Source organism: Microbacterium sp. NPDC058389, assembly GCF_042722305.1.
In the GTDB taxonomy this organism is placed as follows: domain Bacteria; phylum Actinomycetota; class Actinomycetes; order Actinomycetales; family Microbacteriaceae; genus Microbacterium.
Genome location: NZ_JBHXJQ010000016.1, coordinates 59,098 through 83,849, shown reverse-complemented (window position 1 = coordinate 83,849; position 24,752 = coordinate 59,098). Strand labels below are relative to the sequence as shown.

The window sequence follows — 24,752 nt, the reverse complement described above, 5'->3', positions numbered from 1 at the left end:
TCGACGGATTGCACCCACGCACGCCGCGATATTGAATACCCCCACACCCGATAGGCCGCGCACCGCCGCACGGCCCGCGACACGAAGGACCTCACGAGTGACGACGTCCACAGGCACGGCGCCCGCCTCGGCGGCCATCCCGGCAGACCAGGTCCCCACCGATGGCGATGCGTCGCGCGGGGCGGTGCTGCTCTCGGGCATCACCAAGCGCTACGGCGATCAGCTCGCCGTCGACGACCTCTCGCTGACCATCCAGCCGGGCGAGTTCATCTCGCTGCTGGGTCCGTCGGGCTGCGGCAAGACGACGACACTGCGCATGATCGCGGGATTCGAGCAGCCGGATGCCGGCGACATCCGCATCTCCGGCCAGTCCGTGCTGGGCCAGCCGCCGTACCGCCGCAACGTCAACACGGTGTTCCAGGCGTACGCGCTGTTCCCGCACATGACGGTGGCCGAGAACGTGGCGTACGGCCTGCAGCAGCGCAAGATCCCGAAGGCCGAGATCCGCACCCGCGTGTCGGAGGCGCTCGACCTCGTGCAGATGCGTCAGTTCGCCGACCGCAAGCCCACGCAGCTCTCTGGCGGCCAGCAGCAGCGCATCGCGCTGTCGCGCGCACTCGTGAACCGTCCCGCGGTGCTGCTGTTGGACGAGCCGCTCGGCGCGCTCGACCGACAGCTGCGCGAAGAGATGCAGCTCGAGCTCAAGCTCCTCCAGTCGCGTCTGGGCATCACGTTCGTGTTCGTGACCCACGATCAGGGCGAGGCGCTCTCGATGAGCGACCGGATCGCGATCATGCGCCACGGCCGCATCGAGCAGATCGCCGACGCCGACACCGTCTACGCGCGCCCGGCGTCGGCCTACGTGGCGGCCTTCGTCGGCCAGCAGAACTTCTTCACCGGACAGGTCACCGCCGACGGTGCGGCGGTCGAGGCGCCCGAGGGCGTGGTCCGCGCCGCGTCCGCCGAGCTCGCCGGCGGCTCGCGCGGCCAGGCAGCGGTGCGTCCCGAGTTCGTGCGCATCGCGGCCGAGCAGAGCGCAGACGGCGGCGTGACCGCATCCGACGTCAACTCCGTCCGCGGCACGCTGCTGGGGGTCGCGCACCTGGGCGAGACGATGCAGTACCTGGTGCAGGTCTCGGACGACAAGAGCATCATCGCCCGTCGTCCCACGCCCGACGCGCCGTCGCTGGCCGTCGGCGACGCGGTCGTGTGCTCGTGGGATGCCGCGAACGTGCTGCTCTTCCCCGCCGACGATGCCGCGGCCGACAGCGGCTACGTCGCCCCGCCGGCCGCCTGACCTGACCCCCGCCTTCCGCACCCGAACACCAGGAGACACCGATGCCCGAGTCCCCGATCCGCATCCTCGCCAGCAGCGACGCCGTGCCCACGATCCGCCGTGAGCTGAGCCGTCGCGGGTTCCTCGGCATCGCCGCTGCGGCGGGCGCCGCCGCGATCCTCACCGCCTGCTCGCCCGGCGGCGGCACGTCCGCCGCACCCAAGGCGACGGGCGGCGCGCTGGAGAGCAAGCTGTCGATCTACACGTGGGGCGACTACGACAGCCCCGACGTGATCGACGCGTTCACGAAGGAGCAGGGGCCGACGGTCGAGCTCAGCTCGTTCAACTCCAACGAGGAGATGATCGCGAAGCTCACCGCCGCCAAGGGCACTGGCGGCTACGACATCGTGGTGCCGACGGGCGTCTACATCCAGCAGATGGTGCAGAACGGCCTGCTGCAGAAGCTCAACCTGGAGCTCATCCCCAACTTCAAGAACCTCGACGCGGCGTTCGTCGGCCGCGCCTGGGACCCCGACAACGAGTACTCGATCTGCAAGGACTGGGGCACGACCGGGTTCGTGTACGACAAGACCGTCATCACCCGCGAGCTCTCGACCTGGAGCGACTTCCTCGACGCCGCCCAGAACGAGGCCAGCGGCAAGACCTCGATGCTCGACGACGCGAGCGAGCTCACGGGCGCCTACTTCTGGGCCAACGGCATCCCGTGGACGACGACCGACGAGGGCGACCTGGACGCTGCCGAGGACTTCCTGGTGAACACGCTCGCACCGCACCTCGAGGCGTTCGACTCCTACCCCGGTGGCGGAGCCATCCAGCAGGCTTCTCACGTGCTGATGCAGGCGTACAACGGCGATGTCCGCCTCGCACTCATGGAGACCAGCGAGCCCGACCGCTGGCACTGGGTGCTGGCCGGCCCCAAGACCGAGATCTGGATGGACAACTGGTCGATCCCGACCGGCGCGCCGCATCCTGAGGCCGCGCACGCCTTCATCAACTACGTGCTCGACCCGGCGGCGTCGCTGCAGGAGCTCGACTACATCGGCTACCACACGGGCGTGGCGAACATCGAGCAGGCGGCCGCGGACGCGGGCCTGGAACTGCTGGACATGGTGTTCTTCACGCCCGAGCAGCTGGCCACGATGGAGGAGGGCGAGGTCAACGACTCGCTCGCGCGCGTCGTCGACATCTACAACAAGGTGAAGGCGGCAGCGGGTGCGTAAGAAGGCGGGCATCGCCCTCGCGTTCCCCGCCTGGGCCTGGCTGCTCTTCTTCTTCGTCATCCCGGTCGGCTACGTCGTCTGGTTCAGCTTCGGCTACAAGCCGGGCATCTTCGGCACCCACGCGAACGACGTGCTGTCGTTCGACCGCTACGTCGAGGTGCTCACGCCGACGTTCTTCGCCACGTTCCAGAACACGCTGTGGATCGGCATCCTGGGCACCCTGGCGTGCCTGGCCATCGGGGCTCCGGTGGCGTACTGGATGGCCGTCAAGGCGCCGCCGTCCAAGCGCGGGCTGCTGGTGGCCCTGGTGATGGTGCCGTTCTGGACCAACTTCCTGGTGCGCACGATCGGCTGGCAGATCATCCTCGCCCCCAACGGCTGGGTGTCGGGCGTCATGCAGACGCTCGGCCTCGGTCCGCTCGACATCCTGTACACGCGCCAGGCCGTGCTGCTCGGCGTCATCTACAACTACCTGCCGCTCATGATCCTGCCGCTGTTCGTCGCCTTCGACCGGGTGGGCCCGGCGCTGCGCGAGGCATCGAAGGACCTCGGCGCGGGCCGCTGGACCACGTTCCTGCGGGTCACGCTCCCGATCTCACGCCCCGGCGTCCTGGCGGGCGTGCTGCTCGTGTTCATCCCCCTGATGGGCGACTACATCACCGCGACGATCCTCGGCGGAGCGAAGGGCAACATGATCGGCCAGATGGTCGCGACGCAGTTCCAGACGGCGCAGAACTGGGCGCTGGGCTCGGCGATGGCGATCATGCTGATCCTCATCGTGCTGCTGACGACCGCGGTGGGCCTCGGGCTCGTGTGGCTCGTCGGCGTGCCGATGCGCCTGCGCAACCGTGTGGTGCTCGACCCGACGCCCGCCGCCGCGACGATGGCGGCGCCCGCCCCCTCGGCCGGAGGTGCCGCATGACCGCCACCGACACACGCACGATCCTGTCGGCCCAGAGCGCGGTGACCCCGCGCGCCAAGCGCAACCGCGGCGATCTCGGCTTCACGATCTGGGGCATCGCGGTCCTGGTGTTCCTGTTCCTGCCGATCGCGGTGGTGGTCGTCTACTCGTTCAACGTGGGGCGCCTGCTGACGTCGTTCACGCAGTTCGGCTTCGACTCGTTCGCCGCGATCGTCTCGAACGAGGTCATCCGCAGCGCGGTGCTGATCTCGGTGCAGACCGGCTTCCTCGCGGCGCTGCTCGCGTCGGTGCTCGGCACGCTCGCCGGCATCGCGATGGCTCGTCACCCCGGCAAGTGGGTGTGGTGGTTCCTGGTGCTGCTCCTGCTCGTCTCGGTGACGCCCGAGATCGTCGATGCGGTCGCGCTGCTGCCGTGGCTCGTGACGCTCGGGCAGGACTGGGGCATCGGCTTCTTCAACGACGGCATCTTCCGTCTCGTGATCGGTCACTCGCTGTTCTCGATCGCGGTCGTGTCGTACCTCGTGCGCGCCAGGCTCATCGGCCTCGACGCGCAGCTCGAAGAGGCGTCCGCCGACCTGTACGCGCCGCCGCTCACGACGTTCCGTCGCGTCACGCTGCCGCTCGCGATGCCCGCCGTGCTCGCCGGCTTCCTGCTGTCGTTCACGCTGAGCCTCGACAACACCGTCATCGCGGCGTTCGTCTCGGTCGCGGGCTCCACACCGTGGCCGGTGTACATCCTGGGCGCGGTGCGCACGGGCCTGCGCCCTGAGATCGCCGCGGTGTCGACGATCATGCTCCTGCTGACCCTCATCGCCCTGGCCGTCGTGGCTCTCGTGCTCAAGCGCGCCGGCGACTCGGCCGCAGACATCGCCCGCACCATGGCGGGCGGCTGATCGGGATGCCGCACGCCTAGGCGGACCGTCCGCCGGCGCGTTTGGTCTCGCTCGTCCTCGCTCGCTCAACGACCGGATTGCTCAGGGAGTCCCATGCCGTACGCCGACCTCGTGTTCACGGGCGGTCCCGTGTTCACCGCGAACACCGTGCGCTCGCGCGCGGACGCCGTGGCCGTCTCCGGTGGCCGCATCGTCGCGGTCGGCGGTGACGACGTGCGCGAGCTCGTCGGCCCTTCCACCGAGGTCGTCGACCTCGCAGGGCGGCTGCTGCTGCCCGGGTTCCAGGACGCGCACGTCCACCCGGTGTGGGGCGGGCTCGACATGCTCCGCTGCGACCTGTCCGCCCATGAGTCGGCAGCCGCGTATGTCGACGCCATCGGGCGGTACGCGCAGGATCACCCGGACGACGAGTGGATCCTCGGCGGCGGCTGGAGCATGTCGGCGTTCCCGGGAGGCACGCCGACGGCATCCCTCCTCGACACCGTCACGGGCGACCGCCCGGCGTTCCTGCCCAACCGCGACGGCCACGGCGCCTGGGTGAACTCGGCCGCGCTGCGCCTCGCGGGCATCGACCGTGCCACTCCAGATCCTGCCGACGGCCGCATCGAGCGCGATGCCGACGGCAGTCCGTCCGGCACGCTGCACGAGGGCGCGATGACGCTCGTGAACCGTCTGCTGCCGCCCGAGCCGGCCGAGCGCATGGTCGAGGCGCTGCTGACGGGCCAGCGCTACCTGCACTCGTTCGGCGTGACGGCCTGGCAGGACGCGATCGTCGGCTCGTACGGGGATGCCGGCGACCCGGGTCCCGCGTATCTCGCGGCCGCCGCCGACGGGCGGCTGACGGGCCGCGTCGTCGGTGCGCTGTGGTGGGACCGCACCGCGGGCCTGGAACAGATCCCGTTCCTGATCGAGCGCCGCGAGCAGTACCGCGGCGGCCGTTTCGCGGCGACCAGCATCAAGGTCATGCAGGACGGCGTGGCCGAGAACTTCACGGGCTCGATGCTCGAGCCCTACTTCGACGGTCACGGCCACCCCACCGACAACTCGGGCATCTCTTTCGTGCCGCCCGCGATCCTCAACGAGGCGGTGCCCCTGCTGGACGCCGCGGGATTCCAGGTGCACTTCCACGCGATCGGCGACCGCGCCGTGCGGGAGTGCCTGGATGCCGTCGAGCACGCGATCGCCCGCAACGGCCGCGGTGACAACCGCCACCACATCGCGCACATCCAGGTCGTGCATCCGGAGGACCTCTCGCGCTTCCGCGAGCTCGACGTCGCGGCGAACATGCAGTCGCTCTGGGCGACGTACGAGCCGCAGATGGTGGAGCTCACGCTGCCGTTCTTCGGCCCGGAGCGGTCGGCGTGGCAGTACCCCTTCGGCGATCTGCTGCGCGCGGGCGCGGTGCTGGCCGCCGGGAGCGACTGGTCGGTCTCGACGCCCGACCCGATGGCTGCGATCCACACCGCGGTCAACCGCACGGCCGCGCCGGGCTACGAGGAGGGCGAGTACGACGCGTTCTACCCCGAACAGGCGATCGACCTCGCGACGTCGCTCACCGCCTACACGGCCGGCTCCGCCTGGGTGAACCACTTCGACCACGTCACCGGTACGGTCGAGGTCGGCAAGTACGCCGACCTCGTCGTGCTCGACCGCGATCCGTTCGCCGGGCCCGCCGACCAGATCGGTGCCACCCGCGTGCTGCAGACGTTCGTCGAGGGCGAGCGCGTGTACGCGGCATCCGGCTCCTGAGACCCATCGGCCCCTGAGCCTGTCGAAGGGCACTTCGACAGGCTCAGCGACCGCGCGTGGGCTCAGCGACCGGACGCTCAGACCCTTGCGAGCTCCTGCAGCACGCCCGGGTGCTCGGGGGCCCAGCCGAGGTCGCGCGCCTCGGTGCCGAACGCGGCCTGGTCCAGCAGCAGCGCGTCGGCGAAGGCCGCGCCGAGGCGCGAGCGCGTGGCCTCGACGGACTCCGCGGCTGCGTCGGCCCCGGTGGCCTCGGCGACCTCGCGCACGGTCACCGGCGCGCCGTCGCTCGCGATCAGCCGTCCGACCGCGACGGGATGCGTCACCGCCAGCAGGTACAGCCGGGCGAGGTCGTCGACGTGCACCCACGTCCAGCGCTGCGACCCGTCGCCGACGAGGGTGAGGGCGCCGTCCGCCGTGCGCGGGGCGTCGACGATGACCGACAGCAGCCCCTTGCCGCGGCCGTAGACGACCGCCGGCACGACGATCGTCGCAGCCACATCCGATGCCAGCAGGCGGTCCTCGATCGGCACCCGCCACGCCACGAGGTCGACCGGAGCCGGTGCGTCGGAGCTGCGGATGCCGCCACCCGCGCCGTACTCCCAGATCCCGCTGGTCAGCACGAAGCGCCGATCCGTGCCGCCGTACGCGCGTTCGGCCGCCTCGACCACCGCGAGGTTCAGCCGTTCCGCGTCGTCCGACGCGGCGGTGTGGATCGCGGCATCCGTCCCCTCGAGCACGTCAGCGAGCCAGCCCGAGTCGTGCAGGTCCCCGACGACGGGCGTCGCGCCCTTCGCCGCGACGGTCGCGGCGGCCTGATTGCTGCGCACAGCGGCGATGACGTCGTGCCCGGCGTCGAGGAGGGTGTCGAGGACGGTGGAGCCGATATAGCCGGTCGCGCCGGTCAGTAGGATCTTCATGCCGTTCACGGTAGGGCCGACCCCGTCGGTTACTTCAACGGAACTTCCCCGGAGGTGACCCCGTATGACGACCGTCGAGTGGGACGTGACCAGCCAGGCCTGCCCGAGCCGGGTGATCTTCTCGCGCATCGGCGACCGGTGGACGATGTTCATCGTGCTCGCTCTGTCGGAGCGCACCATGAGGTTCTCCGAGCTCAAGGAGCGCCTCGGCCCGGTCTCGCCGAAGGTGCTCACCGAGACGCTGCGCGCCCTGGAGGCCGACGGCCTCGTCGAACGGCGGTCGTTCCCCGACTCTCCGCCGCGCGTCGAGTACTCGCTCACCGTGCTCGGACGCTCGCTGCTGGAGCCCATCGCGGCGATGAGGTCGTGGGCGGAGGAGCACGTGCCCGAGGTGCTGGAGTCGCGCCGGCGGGCGCTCGGCGCCTGACGGGCGCGACCTATGCTGGATCGGTGACCCGACTGCTCCTCCTCATCGACATCCAGCGCGACTACTTCCCCGGCGGACGTCACCCGCTCGTGGGATCGGATGCCGCCGCCGATGCGGCCGCGCGCCTGCTGGGGGCGTTCCGCACGACCGGTGAGCGGGTCGTCCACGTGCAGCACATCTGGGACGGTCCGGACGCCGCGTTCTTCGAGTCCGAGACGCCCGGCGTCGAGTTCGACCCGCGGGTGGCGCCGGACGGCGAGGAGCACGTGATCGTCAAGCATGAGCCGAACGCGTTCGTCGGCACCGGTCTGGAGTCGCTGCTGCGCGCGACCGAGGCGGACGAGATCGTCGTCGCCGGCATGATGACGAGCATGTGCGTCGACGCGACGGTGCGTGCGGCATCCGATCTCGGCTTCTCGCTCGCCGTCGCACAGGACGCGTGCGCCGCGCCCGACCTGACCCTGGGCGAGGTCACCGTTCCTGGCGCGCAGGTCCACACCGCGTTCCTCGCGGCCCTGCACGGCACATACGCGCGGGTGGCTCCGGTCGACGCGCTGATCGGCGAGCTCACCGCCGCCTGAGCCGCCCGACAATCCGTCCGGACGCCTTCGGAATCTCCGACACCGGCCCTCCCCGTCCGCACCGCCCACGGGCGAGGATGGGAGAAACCAACGCATCGGAGTTGATAACCGTGGGCACGACCGTCTTCGAACGACAGCGGCCGCAGGCATCCGTCATCCGGCACTCGCTCGCCGACACCAGACATTCCGTCTTCTGGCGCGACGACCTGCCCGATTCCCTCATGCCTGACCGCCCGCCGCTCGTGGGAACGCACCGCGCCGACCTCGTCATCGTCGGCGGCGGCTACACCGGCCTGTGGACAGCGCTGCTCGCGAGCGAGCGCACGCCCGGCGCCAAGATCGTCGTCGTCGAGGCGCAGCGCGTCGGGTGGGCGGCGTCGGGACGCAACGGCGGCTTCTGCGAGTCGAGCCTGACCCACGGTCACGAGAACGGCATGGCCCGCTGGCCCAAGGAGATGCCGCTCATCGACCGGCTCGGGCTCGAGAACCTCGACGCGATCGAGGCGTCCGAGGCGACGTACGGCATGGACTTCCAGTTCGAGCGCACCGGCCAGCTCGCTCCCGCCACCGAACCGCACCAGGTCGAGTGGCTCAAGGAGTGGGCCGCCGAAGGCGAGGACGGCGTCGTCTACCTCGATCAGGACGAGGTGCGCGCCTCGGTCGACTCCCCCACCTACCTCGCGGGCGTATGGGAGAAGGACACGTGCGGCATGGTGCACCCGGCCCGCATGGCGGCCGAGCTCGCGCGGGTCTGCGAGGAGCGCGGCGTCGAGATCTTCGAGCGCTCGCACGTGACGGGACTCGACACCTCGGGCCCGGGCGTCGTCGTGATCACCGAGCAGGGCCGGGTCGAGGCATCCCGAGCCGCCCTCGGCACCAACGTCTTCCCGTCGCTGCTCAAGCGGAACCGCCTCATGACGCTGCCGGTGTACGACTACGTGCTGATGACCGAGCCGCTGTCGGCCGAACAGCTGGCATCGATCGGCTGGAACGACCGGCAGGGCATCGGCGACCTGGCCAACCAGTTCCACTACTACCGGATCACCAAGGACAACCGGATCCTCTTCGGCGGGTACGACGCGATCTACCGATACGGCCGCAAGGTCGACCCGGCTCACGAGCACCGCCCGGAGACATGGGAGAAGCTCGCGAGCCACTTCTTCACGACCTTCCCCCAGCTGGAGGGCCTGCGCTTCACGCACCAGTGGGCGGGCGCGATCGACTCGTCGACGCAGTTCACCGCCTTCTTCGGCACCGCCCGCGAGCGCCGCATCGCCTACGCGGCGGGCTTCACCGGTCTCGGCGTGGGGTCGACGCGCTTCGCCGGCGAGGTCATGCTCGACCTGCTCGACGGCGTCTCGAACGAGCGCACGCAGCTCGAGATGGTGCGCAAGCGCCCGATCCCGTTCCCGCCTGAGCCGGCAGCCTCACTCGCGGTGAACACCGTGCGCTGGTCGCTCGATCGCGCCGACCACAACCTGGGCAAGCGCAACGTGCTGCTCAAGACGCTCGACGCGCTCGGACTGGGGTTCGACTCGTGATCTTCCCGGGAGTGGGAGTGGATGCCGCGACCCTCGCGATCCCGCTGCAGCCGCTGCCCGCCGACCAGGTGGTCACCGGCACGCCGTCGACGGGGTTCGTCGAGCTGACCGACACGATCGGCGTGTGGGAGCACACCGCCGGCACCTCGACCGACGTCGAGGCCGACGAGGTGTTCGTGGTCCTGTCGGGCTCCGCGACGCTGTCGTTCACGGACTCCACGCTCGCACCGGTCGACCTGCGCGCAGGTTCGGTCGTGCAGCTCGCCGAGGGCATGCACACGGTGTGGACCGTGCACGAGACCCTCCGCAAGGTCTACGTCGCCGGCTGACCCGCGAGCCATCCGATTGCGGGCACCGCGCTTCGTCTCGCTGGCGCTCGCTCAGCGACCGGGACCCCGGCTCCCGGTCGCTGGGCGAGCGAGGCACGAGCGAGACGAAACGCCCCAGCCGCACCAGCAACCCGACCCGGCCCCCGGTCGCTGGGCGAGCGAGGCACGAGCGAGACGAAACGCCCCGGTCCGAGAGCGACCTCGGCCGCCGGCATCCCCGATCCGGCAGGGCGGCGGGCGCGGCGGTGCGACCATGGAGGCATGCGTGCAGTCGTCTACGACGCCTTCGGCGTCGCGCCGGAGGTCCGTGATGTCGCGAGGCCGGCGGCGCCGGCGGGCGGGGTCGTCGTCGAGGTGCGGGCGACAGGACTGTGCCGCAGCGACTGGCACGGGTGGGCGGGGCACGACGACGACATCTCGCTCCCGCACATACCGGGTCACGAGCTGGCCGGAGTCATCGCCGAAGTTGGGCCCGGCGTGTCGGCGTGGGCGGTCGGCGATCGCGTCACGGTGCCGTTCGTGTGCGGCTGCGGACGGTGCGAGTGGTGCCTGCAGGGCGACGCGCAGGTGTGCCCCGACCAGACGCAGCCGGGGTTCACGCACGACGGCTCGTTCGCCGAGTTCGTCGTGCTGCACGCGGCCGACGCGAACCTCGTGGCGATCCCCGAGGCGGTGAGCTTCGAGGCCGCCGCGGCCCTCGGGTGCCGGTTCGCGACCGCCTACCGCGGCCTCGTCGGACGCGCCCGCCTCGCCGCGGACGAGTGGGTCACGATCGTCGGCGCCGGCGGCGTGGGCCTCAGCGCCGTCATGATCGCCAAGGCCCTCGGCGCGAGGGTGATCATCATCGACCGTCACCGGGCGGCGCTGGATGCGGCATCCCTTCTCGGCGCCGATCACACCGTCCTCGCGGACGGGCGCGACGTGCCCGCCCTCGTGCATGAACTGAGTCACGGCGGGACGCACGTGTCGGTGGATGCCGTCGGCAGCGAGCAGACCTGCGCGGACGCGATCCACAGCCTCCGCCGACGCGGACGCCACGTGCAGATCGGCCTGCTCCCGCCCGTCGAAGGCCACCCCCGGGTGCCGATGTCGCGCGTGATCGGCTGGGAGCTCGACCTGCTCGGCAGCCACGGCATGGCCGCGGGGGACTACCCCGGGATGCTGGCGCTCATCGCGTCCGGCGCGCTGCACCCCGAGTCCCTCGTCGAACGGGTCGTCGGGCTGTCGGAGGCCGCGGCACTGCTGCCCGCTTTCGACCAGGCGACGCCGGCCGGCATGACGATGATCGACCCGCGCCTGCCCTGACCGCGCAGGCACGCGCGATCAGCGCCCGGCGGACCTCCGCACCAGCAGCGCGAGGTGCAGGGCCGTCTGGGTCTCGCCGTCGTCGAGGTCGGAGCCGAGCAGCTCTTCGATCAGCGCGATGCGCTGGTAGAACACCGAGCGCGAGAGGTGCGACGCGGATGCCGCGGCCGTGCGGTTGCCCGGATGCGCCAGCATCGCCTCCAGCACGTCGAGCAGGTCGCCCGAGCGCGACAGGTCGTGCGAGATGAGCGGCGCGAGCATGCGTTCGCCGTGCTCGAGCACGCGGTGGTCGTCGCGCAGCGCGGTGACCAGCTGCACGAGCGGCCGATTCTCGGAGCGTCGCAGGTACGGACCACGACCCGAGCGGCGGCGCCGGCCGCCCGCGAGGTCGACGGCCTCGTGCACCGAGGCCAGCGCCGCGTCGATCCCCTCGGCGGCCCGGCCTACCGACACCACCACCCGCTCGATGTCGGCGGGGTCCACGAGCGCACGCACGAAGCCCAGCACCGCCGCGTCGTCGAAGTCGGCGTCCGGCGGCAGCGACATGAGCATCGTCGCACCGACGCCGCCGGCGGGGGCCGAGCCGGCGAGCGCTCGCCCGCGCAGGGCCCGGGCGGCGGCATCCGCCCGCTCCGTCGCGACGGGGGCACCCGAGATCACCAGGCCGTAGAGGCGCGACCCGCGCAGTGGGAGCCCGGCAGCCTCCAGGCGTGCGGCCGCTCCCCCGATCCCCGCGAACCGGCCGGCCAGCAGGCCGTCGACCAGGCGGCGGCGTCCGATGCGCGCCCACTCGTCGGCGTCGCCGTCGGCCAGGCGGCCCACGGCGAGCGCGATCGCGCCCTGCTCCAGGACGGCGGTGCGCCCGGCGGCGTGATCGGGGCCGGGGAGGGCGATGAGGTTACCCCACCGGACGCCGCGGGCCTCGACCGGCACGATGAGCCAGTCGTCGGCGTCCGGGGCCGCGCCGCGCTCACGACGGGCGGCGACGCGTCGGTGGGCCGAGCGGGACTGGAGCTCCCATTCGGTGAAGAGCTCCTCCTCCAGGGCGAGGGGCACCTCGGCGGCGACGACTTCGAACCCGAGGTTCTCGAGCACGATCGGGGCGCCGAGGGTCTGAGCGAGCTGGTGCACGATGAAGTCGGCGGGCGAGCCGCGCAGCACGAGGGCGGTGAACCGCTCGCGCACCTCGTCCCGGGCACGCAGGGCGTCGGTCTGGCCGGAGATGATGCGGCTGTGGACGGCCTCGGTGAGGGCCACGAACTTCACCTCGCGGTGAAGGACCACCAGGGCCAGGCCCCGCTCGCGAGCGGCCTCGACCACGACCGCGGGCACGTACCGGTAATGCGTGCCGAGCTCCAGCACGAGGCCGGCGAGACCGGCATCTCCGAGCTCGTCGATGAACCGGCGCAGGTCGGCGGGTTCGGCCGGCCAGGACGAGCCCGTCGACAGCAGCAGCTCGCCGCCGTCGAGCAGGCGGGCGACGCCGGCGCTGTCGGACACGTGCAGCCAGCGCACGCGCGCATCCAGCGCGTCATCGCCGACGAGCACCTCGGGAACCCCGTGGGCGACAGCGTCGAGCGAGATCACCTCGCGCACGGTCGGGAGGGTCTCATGTGCGGATCGATCTGTCGGACGATCCGTATGGATCGCTCGATCTTCGCGACGGTCGGGCACCGTTGCCGCCTCTTCTTCTCTGACAGGCTGGGACCCGTCAAGCCTAAGGGATCGTCACACGATCTGTCCGACGCCGAAGGAACCGCCCCGATGACCACCGTCGAAACCACTGCAGCGCCCGCTGTCGAGGCCACTGCCGTCCGCGTGATCCCGCACTGGATCGACGGTGCGGAGCACGCCTCGACGTCCGGCCGCACCGCCCCCGTCTACAACCCCGCGACCGGCGAGGTCACCGCGCACGTCGCGCTCGCCGACCAGGCAGAGATCGACGCCGCGATCGCGTCGGCCGAGCGCGGCTACCAGGAATGGTCGGGCTACTCGATCGCGAAGCGCCAGGCCGTGATCTTCTCGTTCCGCGAGCTGCTGAACTCGCGCAAGCGCGAGCTCGCCGAGATCATCACGTCCGAGCACGGCAAGGTCGTCTCCGACGCGATGGGCGAGATCCTCCGCGGTCAGGAGGTCGTCGAGCTCGCGTGCGGGTTCCCCCACCTCATCAAGGGCGCCTACTCCGAGAACGTGTCGACGGGCATCGACGTCTACTCGACCAAGCAGCCTCTCGGCGTGGTCGGCATCATCTCGCCGTTCAACTTCCCGGCCATGGTGCCGATGTGGTTCTTCCCGATCGCGATCGCCGCCGGCAACGCCGTCGTGCTGAAGCCGTCCGAGAAGGACCCGTCGGCCGCGCTGTGGCTGGCCGCGCTGTGGAAGGAAGCGGGCCTCCCGGACGGCGTGTTCACCGTACTGCAGGGCGACAAGCTCGCCGTCGACGGCCTCCTCACCAGCCCGGTCGTCGAGTCGATCAGCTTCGTCGGGTCGACGCCGATCGCCCAGTACATCTACGAGACCGCATCCCGGCACGGCAAGCGCGTGCAGGCCCTCGGCGGTGCGAAGAACCACATGCTGGTGCTGCCCGACGCCGACCTCGACCTCGTCGCCGACTCCGCCGTCAACGCGGGCTACGGCGCCGCCGGCGAGCGCTGCATGGCCATCTCCGTGGTGCTGGCCGTCGAGCCCGTCGCCGACGACCTCATCGGCAAGATCCAGGACCGCATCGCCCGGCTGCGGATCGGCAACGGCGCGGCCGGACTCGAGCCGGACGGCGTCGAGCCCGACATGGGGCCCCTGATCACCGGCATCCACCGCGCGAAGGTGTCGGAGTACGTCGACATCGCCGAGGCCGACGGCGCCGACATCGTCGTCGACGGGCGCGGGTTCCAGGTCGACGGACACGAGGGCGGGTTCTTCTTCGGCCCGACGCTGCTCGACCGCGTGCCGACCACCAGCCGCGCGTACACCGAGGAGATCTTCGGACCGGTGCTCTCGATCGTTCGCGTCGCGTCGTACGACGAGGGCCTGGAGCTCATCAACTCGGGCCGGTTCGGCAACGGCACCGCGATCTTCACGAACGACGGCGGCGCCGCCCGCCGCTTCCAGAACGAGGTGCAGGTCGGCATGATCGGCATCAACGTGCCGATCCCCGTCCCGGTCGCGTACCACTCGTTCGGCGGCTGGAAGAAGTCGCTGTTCGGCGACGCGAAGGCGTACGGCGTGCACGGCTTCGACTTCTTCACCCGCGAGAAGGCCATCACCAGCCGCTGGCTCGACCCCGCCACCCACGGCGGCATCAACCTCGGCTTCCCCCAGAACAACTGACCGAACCCGGTCGCTGAGCCTGTCGAAGCGCCCCTTCGACAGGCTCAGGGACCGAGTCGCGACCGGACCCCAAGGATCCTCATGACCGACACCCTCCTCACCGGCCCTTCGACGAGCGCAGGGACCGCCGACCTCGAGGCCGACGCGCGCGTGCGCGCGGACGACCGCGGGCACGTTTTCCACTCGTGGAGCGCGCAGGCGCTCATCGACCCGCTGCCCATCGCGGGCGGCGAGGGCTCGACGTTCTGGGACTACGCCGGAAACGCGTACCTCGACTTCAGCTCGCAGCTGGTGAACCTGAACCTGGGCCACCAGCATCCCGATCTCGTCCGCGCGATCCAGCAGCAGGCGGGCCGCCTCGCGACGATCCAGCCGTCGATGGCCAACGACGTGCGCGGCGAGCTCGCCCGCCGCATCGCCGAGGTCGCCGGCGACGGGTTCGAGAAGGTGTTCTTCACGAACGGCGGCGCCGACGCCAACGAGAACGCGGTGCGCATGGCGCGCCTGTTCACGGGACGCCGCAAGGTGCTGTCGATGTACCGCAGTTACCACGGCAACACGTCGACCGCGATCAGCCTGACCGGCGACCCGCGGCGCTGGCCGAACGAGCCCGCCGACGGCTCGATCGTGCACTTCCACGGCCCGTACCCGTACCGTTCGTCGTTCCACTCCGACAGCCCCGAGCAGGAGACCGCGCGCGCCCTCGAGCACCTCGAGCAGACGATCGTCCTGGAGGGTGCGAACACGATCGCCGGCATCCTCCTCGAGACGATCGTCGGCACCAACGGCGTGCTGGTCCCCCCGCCCGGATACCTCGCGGGCGTGCGGGAGCTGTGCGACAAGTACGGCATCGTCTACATCGCCGACGAGGTCATGGTCGGCTTCGGCCGCGTGGGCGAGTGGTTCGCGTTCCAGGCGTTCGACGCGCAGCCCGACCTCATCACCTTCGCCAAGGGCGTCAACTCGGGCTATGTGCCGCTCGGCGGCGTCGTGATCTCGGACCGCATCGCCGCGCACTTCGACACCGTGTCGTTCCCCGGCGGACTCACGTACTCCGGCCACCCGCTGGCGTGCGCGGCCGGTGTCGCGACGTTCGAGGTGTTCGAGCGCGACGGCATCCTCGAGCGCGTGCGCGACCTCGGGGAGCGCGTCGTCGAGCCCCGCCTGCGCGAGATCGCGGAGCGCCACCCGTCCGTGGGCGACGTGCGCGGCCGCGGCCTGTTCTGGGCCATCGAGCTCGTCAAGGATCGCGAGACGCGCGAGCAGCTCGTCCCGTTCAACGCGAGCGGAGCGGATGCCGCACCCGTCGCCGCGGTCGCCGCAGCGTGCAAGCGCGACGGCGTCTGGCCGTTCACGCACTTCAACCGCGTGCACATCGCGCCGCCGCTGGTCATCACGGAGGAGGAGCTGCTGCGCGGCCTCGACGTGATCGACCGGGCGCTCTCAGTGGCCGACGAGTACGTCGCGCGCTGAGCCGACCCGTCTCCGAAGCCCCGCATCCGCACGGATGCGGGGCTTCGGCGTGTGCGCCGAATCGTTCCGATGCGCGGGAATACACGGCCCCCGCCACACGTTGTCTCTATATCCAGCACCATGTGGTGTCGCAGGAGGGGACTGTGGGCAAGAACTACATCGACATCGAGAACGACCAGGGCGAGACGCTGCGCTACCGCAAGCACGTCAATGGTCGTGGCCTCATCGCGCACGGAGCGAAGGTGCACCCGAGCGCCGTCGTCGAAGCGGGGGCGTATGTCGAACCGGGTGTGCAGATCGCGGCCGGCGCGCATGTCGGCCGTGGCGTGTGGGTCGAGACGGACGCCGTCATCGGACCCAACGCCGTCATCGAGCCGCACGCGCACATCGGCCCGCGCGCCGCGATCGGCCCGAAGGCGAAGATCGGCGTCCGCACGCAGGTCGGGCACGACGCCCGCGTCGCCGGCGGGTCCCTCATCGGCGACGACGTGACCATCGCCGACGGCGAGCGCGTCGCCACCGACAGGCGGGGCCTGCGCCTGGCCGCCTGAACCCAGCTGCGCGTCTTGTCGCGTCCGTGGATGCCGCTAGCCTGACGCGATGGCGCGCACCCGGTCACGACGCACAGGGCTCATGCTCGCGGTGCTCCTCGTGCTGCTGACCGGTGTCGGCGTGGCGTGGCTGACCGGGTTCCCGCGGACGCACCCGTCACCGGAACCCGGCGGCCCGGGCGTGCCGTCGGCCACGGCCGCCGGCATCCCCTCGCGTCCCGATGATGCGGTCGCCCTCACCGTCACGTATGTGTTCGACGGCGACACGATCGAGGGCGCTGATCCGTCGACCGGCGAACGCACGCGGGTGCGGCTGATCGGCATCGACACCCCCGAGGGCACGCCCACGCCCGAGTGCTGGGCGGACGAGGCCCGTGCCCATCTCGCCGAGCTGCTCCCCGAGGGCGCCACGGTGTGGACCGCGCCCGATGCCGAGCCACGCGACCGGTACGACCGCTCCCTGCGGTACCTCTGGACCGACGATGGCCGATTCGTCAACTACGAGCTCGTCGCCGCGGGCGACGCCGCGGCGCTGCGCATCGCCCCGAACACGGCCCACGCAGAGCTGTTCGCCGCGGCACAGACGGAGGCCGAGGCATCCCGGGCAGGCCGCTGGGGCGCGTGCTGAGCCTCAGGCGAACGGGAAGAGCACGAACGCGATGAGCGGGAGCGTGCCCTGGATGAGCGCCGGCCGCAGGTACTTCAGGCCCGTCGTGACCAGCACGAGCGCGGCCGCGACCATCGAGCCCAGCGCGAACAGCACAAGGGCGATGCCGCCGCCGGCGTAGAACAGCACGATGCCGATCACCACGCCGATCGCGAGGAACAGGTTGTAGAACCCCTGGTTGTACGCCATGGGCTTCGTGATCTCTGCCGCGGCCTGGTCGGCGACGCCGAATCGCTTCCAGATCTTGGGCTGCGTCCACTGCACGCTCTCCATCACGAAGATGTACACGTGCAGCAGCGCCGCCAGCGCTGCGAAAACCGTCGCGAGAATCCCCACCATGAGCGAACGATATCGCCCCGGCTACGCTGATCGGTATGGCTAAGGGCGGGTCGGGCAAAGGACGTGGGCGGGATGCCGCCTCCCGGCGCTCCTCGGGCGGCTCGGCGTCGGCCGGCAAGGGCAAGCCGAAGCCCTCGCAGCCCCGCAAGGCGAAGCCCGCGCAGCCGCGTGCTCCGAAGCCCCTCCCGGTCGAGCCGCCGATGCCGGCGACATTCGCGCTCGGCGCCATCCCGGGCGCGACGCCCGGTCGCTGGATCGACACGTGGAACGATCGGATGCCGCACACCTCGCTCGATCTGGTCCCCCTCGACGTCGCCGATCAGCGTCGCCCGCTCGTCGATCGCGAGGTCGACGCGGCACTCGTGCGGCTGCCGATCGACAAGGACGGGCTGCATGTCATCCCGCTCTACGACGAGGTGCCCGTCGTCGTGACGGCGAGAGACTCCCACCTGACGGCGGCCGACGAGCTCGACGCCGCCGACCTCGTGGGCGAGGTGCTGGTGGTTCCGCGCGACGACGTGCTCGGCATCCACGTTCCCGGAACCGTCGAACCCCGCTTCGCTCCCCCGGCCGACACCGCTGAGGCGATCGCGACCGTCGCGGCGGGCGTCGGGATCGTCATCGTGCCGATGTCGCTCGCGCGCCTGCACCGTCGAAAAGACGCCGACTACCGGGTGCTGCGCGACGGCCCCACCTCGACGGTCGCCCTGGCGTGGGTGGCAGAGAACACGAGCCCCGCGATCGAGGCGTTCGTCGGGATCGTGCGCGGGCGCACCGCGAACTCGTCACGCGGCTGACGCCCGGGGACCGGTACGAGGGGCGCCGCCAGGTCCCCATGCGACGCCCCTCGAGGAACCGGCACCGAAGACCCGCATCCCCAGGTGCGGCCCCAGACGTCTTCTGCCCACGCGCCCGACCCCCCGGGAGGGCGGCATGAGCGGTTCCGAAGAGCAGGAGCACGCGTCACGCGGCCTGATACATCCGAGCCCGAGAATTCTCCGAGATTCTCAGAAGCCCGCGCCGTGCACCTGGAACGGCGCCACGATCCCGGTGCGTGCCGACGCGTCGGCGAGCGCGACGGACGGAGGGATGCCGGCGGCCAGCCCCTCGTGCATGGCCGCGAGCAGCTCGCACGCGTCGTCGTCGGCGACGACCACGGGCGCCGCGACGACGCAGCGGGCACCCGCGTGGAGCCACACCCGGGTCATGCCGACGGCCTCCTCGCCCCAGCGCACCGAGGAGCGGCCGACCTCGCAGGCGGAGAGCACGATCGTGTCGGGGACGTTCTCGATGAGGTCGATGTCGTAGCCGAAGAGGGTGCCGTCGGCGAGCTCCAGACCCGAGAACATCGGGTTGTCGGCGGAATGCCGCCCATGCGCGGCGATGTGCAGAACGTCGGCTGCGGCTGCTGCGCGCGTGACCTCTTCGATGCGTGCGGGATCGAGCACGACGGGGTCGCGCCAGGCGCCGGAGGCCGCGCTCACCTCCTCTGCCGCCCGAGGCACCCTAGGGCCCGCGGCGAAGGCCGCCGCACCGGGGCGCGGCACATCTCTCGCGAATGAAAGCCAGCGCGATGCCGACGCCGCGAGTGTGAAGACTCGGCCGTGCAACGCCGGCAGCATGGCCCACGGCACTCCGCTGAGAACTCCCGGCGCGGTGATGACAAGGCGACGGTCGTCCACCGCGCGCAGCACCGGCGCGACGAGAGCGCTGGAGAGGGCGGAGAGGCGATCGTCCAGCGAACGGCGGACGACAGCTGCCAGCGGCCCTCGCTGTACAACGGCCGCCATGTCGAGGTCTCCTCTGAGGCCCGACATCATCTGCCGGACCGAGCCCCAATCGCCCAGATCCACGAGCTGAGCGGAGTCTCGCTTGACGATCAGCGCGCTCAGCGTCTCGCCGGAATACACATAGGCGACCACGGCGGTCGAGTCGTCGAGACCCAGCTGCGCCTCCTCCAGCGTCGCGCGGTGGCGAACCGCGGCCGAGCGTGTGCTCGCCCATTGACGCCGGCGAGCGCTGTTGTGCAGCTCGACCGCTCGTGGGTTGGAGAGCCAGCCGTCACCATCGGCCCGCAGCATTCGGAGTTCCGCCAGTTCCGCCGCCAGATCCGGATCCGGCGGGGGGCGAAGAGGCACGACCTGAAGGCTCAGGTGCCGGGCTCGCTCGGACCACTCGAACACGACGTCCGGGCGTCCTGACTGCACCGCGGACTGAAGCCCGAGACCGACCAGCCCGTGCCCGTGCCACACGACGGACGTCTGGAGGTCGAGGCTCCCGAACTGACGCTGCCATCCGAACAACTCGTCGAGGCCCGCCCGGGCATACGCGCGAACTTCGGACTGTCGCCCCCTTTGCTGCGCTCGGGCGGCACGGACCTCGTGTGCCAGCAGCCGCACGTCCATCGAGGCACCCCCGGGAACGCGGGTGGCGGACGGGTACGTGGAGGAGCGACCATGACGGGCTGTCCACAGCTCGAACGAGAGGCGCAGCGCGACGGCGTCGTTGCGCAGACCCCCCGACTCGAGGGCCCGGGCCAGCGTCTCGACATCAGCAGCTCTGGGCGCCCTGCCCGCTTCGGGCACTCGGCGCCCGAAGCTGACGATCTGGCCGGCGGCCAGGCGTGCGCGCAGCACGAGCGCATCCGCACGCATGGTCCACGCCTCGTTGCTGAGGAGACGGAACCTGCGCGCTGCGCGCGCGGCCACTGCGCTCGCCCGCACCGGGTCATGGCTGAGGAGCGATCGTGCGAGCGCATACTCGGCCCGCGCACGCTCGAGCTTCATCCGGATGGATCCGAAGATCGTCGCGGCGGAGACCAAGAGCTCCTCCGCCTCCCGGATGAGTCCGGCATCGCGGAGCACCTCAGCCCGATCGGCATCACTCACCGCCGCCCCAGCCCGGGACGCTGCTGCGAGGGTCGGTCGCGCATCGGTCATCTGCGTCAAGGCGCCGACCAAATCACCACGGAGCAGGTCGATGTATCCGAGGTCGTGGCGAGCCTCCGCGGCGTCGACTCCGGCGCTGTGCGCCGCGTAGAGGCGGGCGGCCTCCGCCGTGTCGCTCCGCGCGCGGAGGAGATCTCGGCGCTGCATGCCGATGTAGCTGCGATTCTGCAGGAGCGTTGCCCGGACGATCGGGTCTTCGACGCTCGAGATGGCCAGACTGATCCACCGCTCTGCGTCGCCGAGCCGGCCGGCGAGTTGGGCGATCGTCCCCATCTGCCCCGCCACGAGGGCGCGGGTCGCGGGGCGCAGATCTGGTGACGCCCACACCTCCGTGCAGAGGCTCTCTGCGCGCACCAGGTCACCCGTCCGGGCGTACGTCACAGCGAGCGTGGCAGAGATCCGAGCCGCCAGATCCGGATCGTCCGTCAGCGCCGAGGCGCGCGTGAGCACGCGCTGAGCAGACCTCAGCTCGCCTCGATTCGCGAGCTCCACCCCCTCCTGGTGAAGCTGCAGCGCGGAACGCCCCATCAGCCCATCATGCCGCGCCGGCGCGCTCGTTCGTCAGTCACCCTCCGGCGTCCGTCGCGCGCGCTTCAACTCCGCTTTGACGCGCGTGCCCGCGCGACGTGATGCATCGATGCGCTCGTCCACATCGGCGAGGTCCCCCGCCATGAGTTTCGGAGTGAGTTCTCGCGCGATCATCCCGGCGACGTACGGCGCAGCGAAGGACGTTCCACTCCAGATGGCGTAGCCCGCCGACCGCGCGGCGCGGAAGTCGTCCGGGTCGATGGTCTCCCGTCGCAACCCATCGCGATCCGACCGGACATCCGCCTGCAGTCCGCCGTTGAGCGCAGGGAAGCTGCTGAGGACCGAAGCGCCCGGCGCGTACGTCGACACCCAGCCCCCGATGTTGCTGAACAGAGCGACCGTCCCGTTCGGGTTGAGTGCCCCCACCGCCAGATGCGGTGCGACGTTCGCGGAGTCGGGCGCGATGAAGTCATGGTCCGGCCACCTCCAGAGCGCTGCAGGGAACGACGGTCGGCTGGTCGCGTCGTTGCCGGCCGAGCACACCACCGCACACCCTTCACGGCGGGCGCGAAGCAGCAGCTCGGCCAGGGTCTTGTCGAACAGGCCGGTGTCGGGTGTCTCGTGATAGAAGCCGATCGACAGGTTGATGACGTCGATCCGCCGTCCTCCCCGACGAATCGGGCGAAGCATCGATTTCACCAGGGATCGGAGCGCCAGCAGGAAGTCGCCCTCGAGGACGTTGCCCTCGCTGTCCGCCACACGGATCGAGACCAGATCAGCCTCCGGGCACACCTGACGGATGATGCCCGCGATGAACGTTCCGTGGCCGGCCGACGAGTCCAGCCAACCGTCGAACGCGCCGGCCTGGTCGCCGAAGGTCTCCGGGTCGGTCAGCTTGTCGTCAAGCCCGATCACACGGTCGTCCAGCTCCGGGTAGCGCGTGACGATGGCGTCGGGCAACCAGGGATGCTGCCCGCACCCGGTGTCGAGCACGGCGACCACGGGTCGGCGCCCTCGCGCAGCGAGCGGAGCGGTCCGGATGGGCGCAGGTCCGACGTAACCCGCCACCTGGCGAGCTCCGCTGCCGATCTCCCCGTAGCTCTCGACCCCGTAGGTCTTGCCGCCGCCGAACGGGTACGTCTTCCCCCCGCCGAACGGGTTGGTCTTCCCCCCGCCGAACGGATTGGTCTTGCCACCGCCGAACGGATTGATCACGCCACCCGCATCATCGACGCTCAGCACGTGATCGAGCGAGACGCCGGTGATCTGCACGGGCGGACGCTCGCCACGGCCACGCGCACGCGCACGCTGCAGCAACCGCCAGGCGTCGATGGGCGGCACCGGCTGATCGTCGCGATCCGGACTGGGAGCCGGGAAGATCGCGACGCGATAGATGGTCGGAAGGTCGAACTCGGCCCGGCCCCGCCGGGCACGGTCCATCGCCGGCTCCTCCTCGGTCGGCCGACCGTCGAGAAGTCGCAACTCGACGCCCCATCCGAAGTCCGCCGCCGCCAACCGCAGGCGTTTCATCAGTTCCCTGACGTCCTCCGTGCTCGTGACCAGGAGGTGGTCCTTGGCGTAGTCGGTGGGAAATGCGTCGATCCCCGGGACCGTCTCGCTTGTCGGATCCAGGGGTACCCCACGTCCCCGGGCCGCCCGGTACCGATCACGCCAGGATCCGTCACCCGCAGTGCCCCGCCCGGGATCACCATCGCCGAGATTGCTCATGCTTTCCCCTTACACATAGCGGCTGCCGCGACCCCCAGGTCACGGCATCCGTTCCGGTACCGAAACTGCGTCAGACCTCGAACTGCGGGGTCTGGAAGTCGCGCAGCGCACCGTCGGCGTCGCGCACGACAAGACGTAGTCGCGCCACCCCTGGCGTGACCTCGTCGAAGGCGAACCGTCCGTGCTCGCCCGGGTCCGTGGCCCATTCGCGGTCGCCCTGGATCAGGCGGATCGCGAGGGCCGTGGCATCCACCCATCCGTCCACGCGACGACCGCCGCCCTCGGTGGCGGTCACGTGCACGAGCACGCTCGTCGTGCCGTCGCTGAACTGCAGGGTCGCGGTGTCGCTCTCGCCCCGCACGGCGGACAGCGTTCCCTCGACGAGCGTCAGCAGGGCGTACTCGCGTGACAGATCCTCGACCGCGACGGCGGCGACCATCCGGTCGACGAGGTCGGCGGGCACCGGATCGACGTCCTCCCACATGCGGCGCATGCGTGCGAAAAGCGCGGCATCGGCCGCGAAGTCCTCAGTCTCCATCGTGATCACCTCTCCATCCGTCGCCCTCGAGTACGGCGCGGAGCTTAGCGAGGCAGCGCTGGCGAGTCGGTCCGATGGACCCGACCGGCATCGCGAGATCTTCGGCGATGCGGGCATAGTCGGGACGGTCCTCGAACGCGACGATCCGCAGCAGGCGCTGGCATCGGTCGTTGAGCGTGCCGACCGCGTCCCACAGACGACGGGTCTCGTCGTCGTGCGCGGCCGTCTGCTCGGCGGATTCGTGGACCGGAAGGTGCGGTTCGAGCGACTCGGCCTCCGTGGCATCGGCTCGCCGATGCTGTTTGCCGACCCGCCACGCCTCACGGCGCGCGCACATCGTGAGCCATCCCGACACCGCGAGCGGGTCGTTGATGGTCTCGTGACGGCGCACGAGCGTCAGCCACGTCGTCTGCACGACGTCCTGCGCCAGCGCATGATCGAGCCCGTACGCCCTCACGACATGCCAGAGCGGCGGGGTCATGAGACGCACGAGCTCATCCATCGCACGGCTGTCGCCCTCGCGCCAGCGTACGAACAGCGCAGCCGCGCGCTCCCATCGCGCCGGCTCCACGGAGTCGACGGATGCTTCGGCGCCCGGCTGCGTCATAGCGCCAATTCTGTCCACACCATGCCCGAGCGCGATAGAGGGTTCTTGATACATCGATGCAGCGAATTTCTCCGGATGCCGCCGCGCTCGCCGCGCGACGGCCCCGCCGCCTAGAATTCGGGCATGACGTCCGCCGCGTTCCTCTACGTCTGCGTGCGCCCGCAGCTGGGCGCGGCCGCCGCCGAGTACGAGTCGTTCCGCACCGCCATGCACCTCGACGAGGGCGCGCTCGACCGGCACGATCTGGTGCGCGAGCCCCTCCCCGACGGCGCGTTCGAGCGGTACGCCGGCTTCGTCATCGGTGGCAGCCCGTTCAACGTCGCCGACCCCGAGTCGACCAAGACCGACGCGCAGCGCCGCCTCGAAGCGGACCTCGCCCGCATCGCCGAGCACACCGCCCCCGGCGACGGCCCGGCGGCCCTGTTCACCTGTTACGGCATCGGCATCGCGACCCGCACGCTGGGCGGCACCGTGAGCCGCGCCTTCCCCGAAGACACCGGACCCGTCGCGATCGACCTGACGCCCGACGCCGCCTCCGACCCGCTGTTCGGCGGCCTCGCGAACCGCTTCACCGCCCTGACCGCCCACAAGGAGGGCACCGAGACCCTCCCGGCCGGTGCCGTGCTGCTCGCGCGGAACCAGGGATGCCCCGTCCAGGCGTACCGCGTCGGCGACCGCCTCTACGCGACCCAGTTCCACCCTGAGCCGACCGCGAGGGCGTTCACCGAGCGCATGGCCGTGTACCGCGACGACGGCTATTTCGAGTCGAGCGACTACGACGCCATCGCGGGGCGCGTGCTGGCGGCATCCATCACGGAACCCGCCCGGCTGCTGCGCGCGTTCGCGACGCACTTCGCCGGCTGAC

General features: G+C 70.8%; 23 protein-coding genes. 16 read left to right on the top strand and 7 right to left on the bottom strand.

Annotated elements, in window-relative coordinates:
* Positions 1-97 precede the first annotated feature (97 nt).
* From ACFWJ8_RS17675 to ACFWJ8_RS17655, 5 genes are all read left to right on the top strand, one after another.
* Positions 98-1,297, top strand: a complete 1,200-nt coding sequence (locus tag ACFWJ8_RS17675) for an ABC transporter ATP-binding protein (protein WP_378814007.1) — start codon at positions 98-100, stop codon at positions 1,295-1,297.
* Between the two features lie 41 nt (positions 1,298-1,338).
* Positions 1,339-2,517 carry a spermidine/putrescine ABC transporter substrate-binding protein gene (locus tag ACFWJ8_RS17670; RefSeq protein ID WP_378814005.1) on the top strand — a complete coding sequence of 393 codons (1,179 nt, stop codon included), beginning with the start codon at positions 1,339-1,341 and terminating at the stop codon, positions 2,515-2,517.
* Positions 2,510-3,439 (top strand): ABC transporter permease, encoded by a 930-nt coding sequence (locus tag ACFWJ8_RS17665; protein WP_378814003.1) that lies wholly within the window; start codon positions 2,510-2,512, stop codon positions 3,437-3,439. The genes ACFWJ8_RS17670 and ACFWJ8_RS17665 overlap by 8 nt, the downstream gene beginning before the upstream one ends.
* The gene (locus tag ACFWJ8_RS17660; RefSeq protein ID WP_378814001.1) at positions 3,436-4,332 is read left to right on the top strand and encodes an ABC transporter permease; all 897 of its coding nucleotides are present in this window, start codon (positions 3,436-3,438) and stop codon (positions 4,330-4,332) included. Before ACFWJ8_RS17665 ends, ACFWJ8_RS17660 begins: the two co-directional genes overlap by 4 nt.
* A 93-nt stretch (positions 4,333-4,425) precedes the next feature.
* Entirely contained in the window at positions 4,426-6,081 is a 1,656-nt protein-coding gene (locus ACFWJ8_RS17655) for an amidohydrolase (protein ID WP_378813999.1), read from the top strand.
* Between the two features lie 77 nt (positions 6,082-6,158).
* On the opposite strand, the gene ACFWJ8_RS17650 is transcribed toward ACFWJ8_RS17655, so the two are convergent.
* Positions 6,159-6,998: an NAD-dependent epimerase/dehydratase family protein gene (locus ACFWJ8_RS17650; protein WP_378813997.1), complete on the bottom strand. Its 840-nt coding sequence runs from the start codon at positions 6,996-6,998 to the stop codon at positions 6,159-6,161.
* Positions 6,999-7,062: 64 nt separating this feature from the next.
* Between ACFWJ8_RS17650 and ACFWJ8_RS17645 the strand changes: the two genes are divergently transcribed.
* The 5 genes from ACFWJ8_RS17645 to ACFWJ8_RS17625 all read left to right on the top strand — a co-directional run bounded on the left by ACFWJ8_RS17645 (position 7,063) and on the right by ACFWJ8_RS17625 (position 11,181).
* Positions 7,063-7,425, top strand: coding sequence for a winged helix-turn-helix transcriptional regulator (locus ACFWJ8_RS17645; protein ID WP_378813995.1), 363 nt, complete (start codon positions 7,063-7,065; stop codon positions 7,423-7,425).
* Between the two features lie 23 nt (positions 7,426-7,448).
* Entirely contained in the window at positions 7,449-8,006 is a 558-nt protein-coding gene (locus tag ACFWJ8_RS17640; RefSeq protein WP_378813993.1) for a cysteine hydrolase family protein, read from the top strand.
* A 110-nt stretch (positions 8,007-8,116) separates the two neighbouring features.
* Positions 8,117-9,547 carry an NAD(P)/FAD-dependent oxidoreductase gene (locus tag ACFWJ8_RS17635; RefSeq protein WP_378813991.1) on the top strand — a complete coding sequence of 477 codons (1,431 nt, stop codon included), beginning with the start codon at positions 8,117-8,119 and terminating at the stop codon, positions 9,545-9,547.
* Positions 9,544-9,876 carry a cupin domain-containing protein gene (locus tag ACFWJ8_RS17630; protein ID WP_378813989.1) on the top strand — a complete coding sequence of 111 codons (333 nt, stop codon included), beginning with the start codon at positions 9,544-9,546 and terminating at the stop codon, positions 9,874-9,876. The genes ACFWJ8_RS17635 and ACFWJ8_RS17630 overlap by 4 nt, the downstream gene beginning before the upstream one ends.
* A gap of 261 nt (positions 9,877-10,137) precedes the next feature.
* The gene (locus ACFWJ8_RS17625) at positions 10,138-11,181 is read left to right on the top strand and encodes a zinc-dependent alcohol dehydrogenase family protein (protein ID WP_378813987.1); all 1,044 of its coding nucleotides are present in this window, start codon (positions 10,138-10,140) and stop codon (positions 11,179-11,181) included.
* Between the two features lie 18 nt (positions 11,182-11,199).
* Here the strand turns inward: ACFWJ8_RS17625 and ACFWJ8_RS17620 are convergent, their stop codons facing one another.
* On the bottom strand, positions 11,200-12,777 hold the full coding sequence (locus tag ACFWJ8_RS17620; RefSeq protein ID WP_378813985.1) for a PucR family transcriptional regulator: 1,578 nt from the start codon (positions 12,775-12,777) through the stop codon (positions 11,200-11,202).
* A 168-nt stretch (positions 12,778-12,945) separates the two neighbouring features.
* Here ACFWJ8_RS17620 and ACFWJ8_RS17615 point away from each other — a divergent pair, with 168 nt between their 5' ends.
* From ACFWJ8_RS17615 to ACFWJ8_RS17600, 4 genes are all read left to right on the top strand, one after another.
* On the top strand, positions 12,946-14,508 hold the full coding sequence (locus tag ACFWJ8_RS17615) for a CoA-acylating methylmalonate-semialdehyde dehydrogenase (protein WP_378813983.1): 1,563 nt from the start codon (positions 12,946-12,948) through the stop codon (positions 14,506-14,508).
* Positions 14,509-14,589: 81 nt separating this feature from the next.
* Entirely contained in the window at positions 14,590-15,981 is a 1,392-nt protein-coding gene (locus ACFWJ8_RS17610) for an aspartate aminotransferase family protein (RefSeq protein WP_378813981.1), read from the top strand.
* Between the two features lie 143 nt (positions 15,982-16,124).
* A complete protein-coding gene (locus ACFWJ8_RS17605; RefSeq protein WP_345544836.1) occupies positions 16,125-16,532 on the top strand; it encodes a transferase in 408 nt (135 codons plus the stop codon).
* Positions 16,533-16,581: 49 nt separating this feature from the next.
* Positions 16,582-17,160, top strand: a complete 579-nt coding sequence (locus tag ACFWJ8_RS17600; RefSeq protein ID WP_378813980.1) for a thermonuclease family protein — start codon at positions 16,582-16,584, stop codon at positions 17,158-17,160.
* Between the two features lie 3 nt (positions 17,161-17,163).
* On the opposite strand, the gene ACFWJ8_RS17595 is transcribed toward ACFWJ8_RS17600, so the two are convergent.
* Positions 17,164-17,538, bottom strand: coding sequence for a DUF1304 domain-containing protein (locus tag ACFWJ8_RS17595; protein WP_378813978.1), 375 nt, complete (start codon positions 17,536-17,538; stop codon positions 17,164-17,166).
* A gap of 35 nt (positions 17,539-17,573) precedes the next feature.
* Here ACFWJ8_RS17595 and ACFWJ8_RS17590 point away from each other — a divergent pair, with 35 nt between their 5' ends.
* Entirely contained in the window at positions 17,574-18,335 is a 762-nt protein-coding gene (locus ACFWJ8_RS17590; RefSeq protein WP_378813976.1) for a LysR family substrate-binding domain-containing protein, read from the top strand.
* A 210-nt stretch (positions 18,336-18,545) separates the two neighbouring features.
* Here ACFWJ8_RS17590 and ACFWJ8_RS17585 read toward each other — a convergent pair whose 3' ends face one another.
* From ACFWJ8_RS17585 to ACFWJ8_RS17570, 4 genes are all read right to left on the bottom strand, one after another.
* On the bottom strand, positions 18,546-21,014 hold the full coding sequence (locus ACFWJ8_RS17585) for a CHAT domain-containing protein (RefSeq protein WP_378813974.1): 2,469 nt from the start codon (positions 21,012-21,014) through the stop codon (positions 18,546-18,548).
* A gap of 33 nt (positions 21,015-21,047) precedes the next feature.
* Complete coding sequence (locus tag ACFWJ8_RS17580) at positions 21,048-22,742, bottom strand: S8 family serine peptidase (protein WP_378813973.1); 1,695 nt, start codon at positions 22,740-22,742, stop codon at positions 21,048-21,050.
* A 70-nt stretch (positions 22,743-22,812) separates the two neighbouring features.
* Positions 22,813-23,280, bottom strand: coding sequence for a hypothetical protein (locus ACFWJ8_RS17575; protein ID WP_378813971.1), 468 nt, complete (start codon positions 23,278-23,280; stop codon positions 22,813-22,815).
* Complete coding sequence (locus tag ACFWJ8_RS17570; RefSeq protein WP_378813969.1) at positions 23,270-23,887, bottom strand: RNA polymerase sigma factor; 618 nt, start codon at positions 23,885-23,887, stop codon at positions 23,270-23,272. The genes ACFWJ8_RS17575 and ACFWJ8_RS17570 overlap by 11 nt, the downstream gene beginning before the upstream one ends.
* Before the next feature lie 123 nt (positions 23,888-24,010).
* Between ACFWJ8_RS17570 and ACFWJ8_RS17565 the strand changes: the two genes are divergently transcribed.
* A complete protein-coding gene (locus tag ACFWJ8_RS17565) occupies positions 24,011-24,751 on the top strand; it encodes a GMP synthase (protein WP_378813967.1) in 741 nt (246 codons plus the stop codon).
* Position 24,752: the final 1 nt, after the last annotated feature.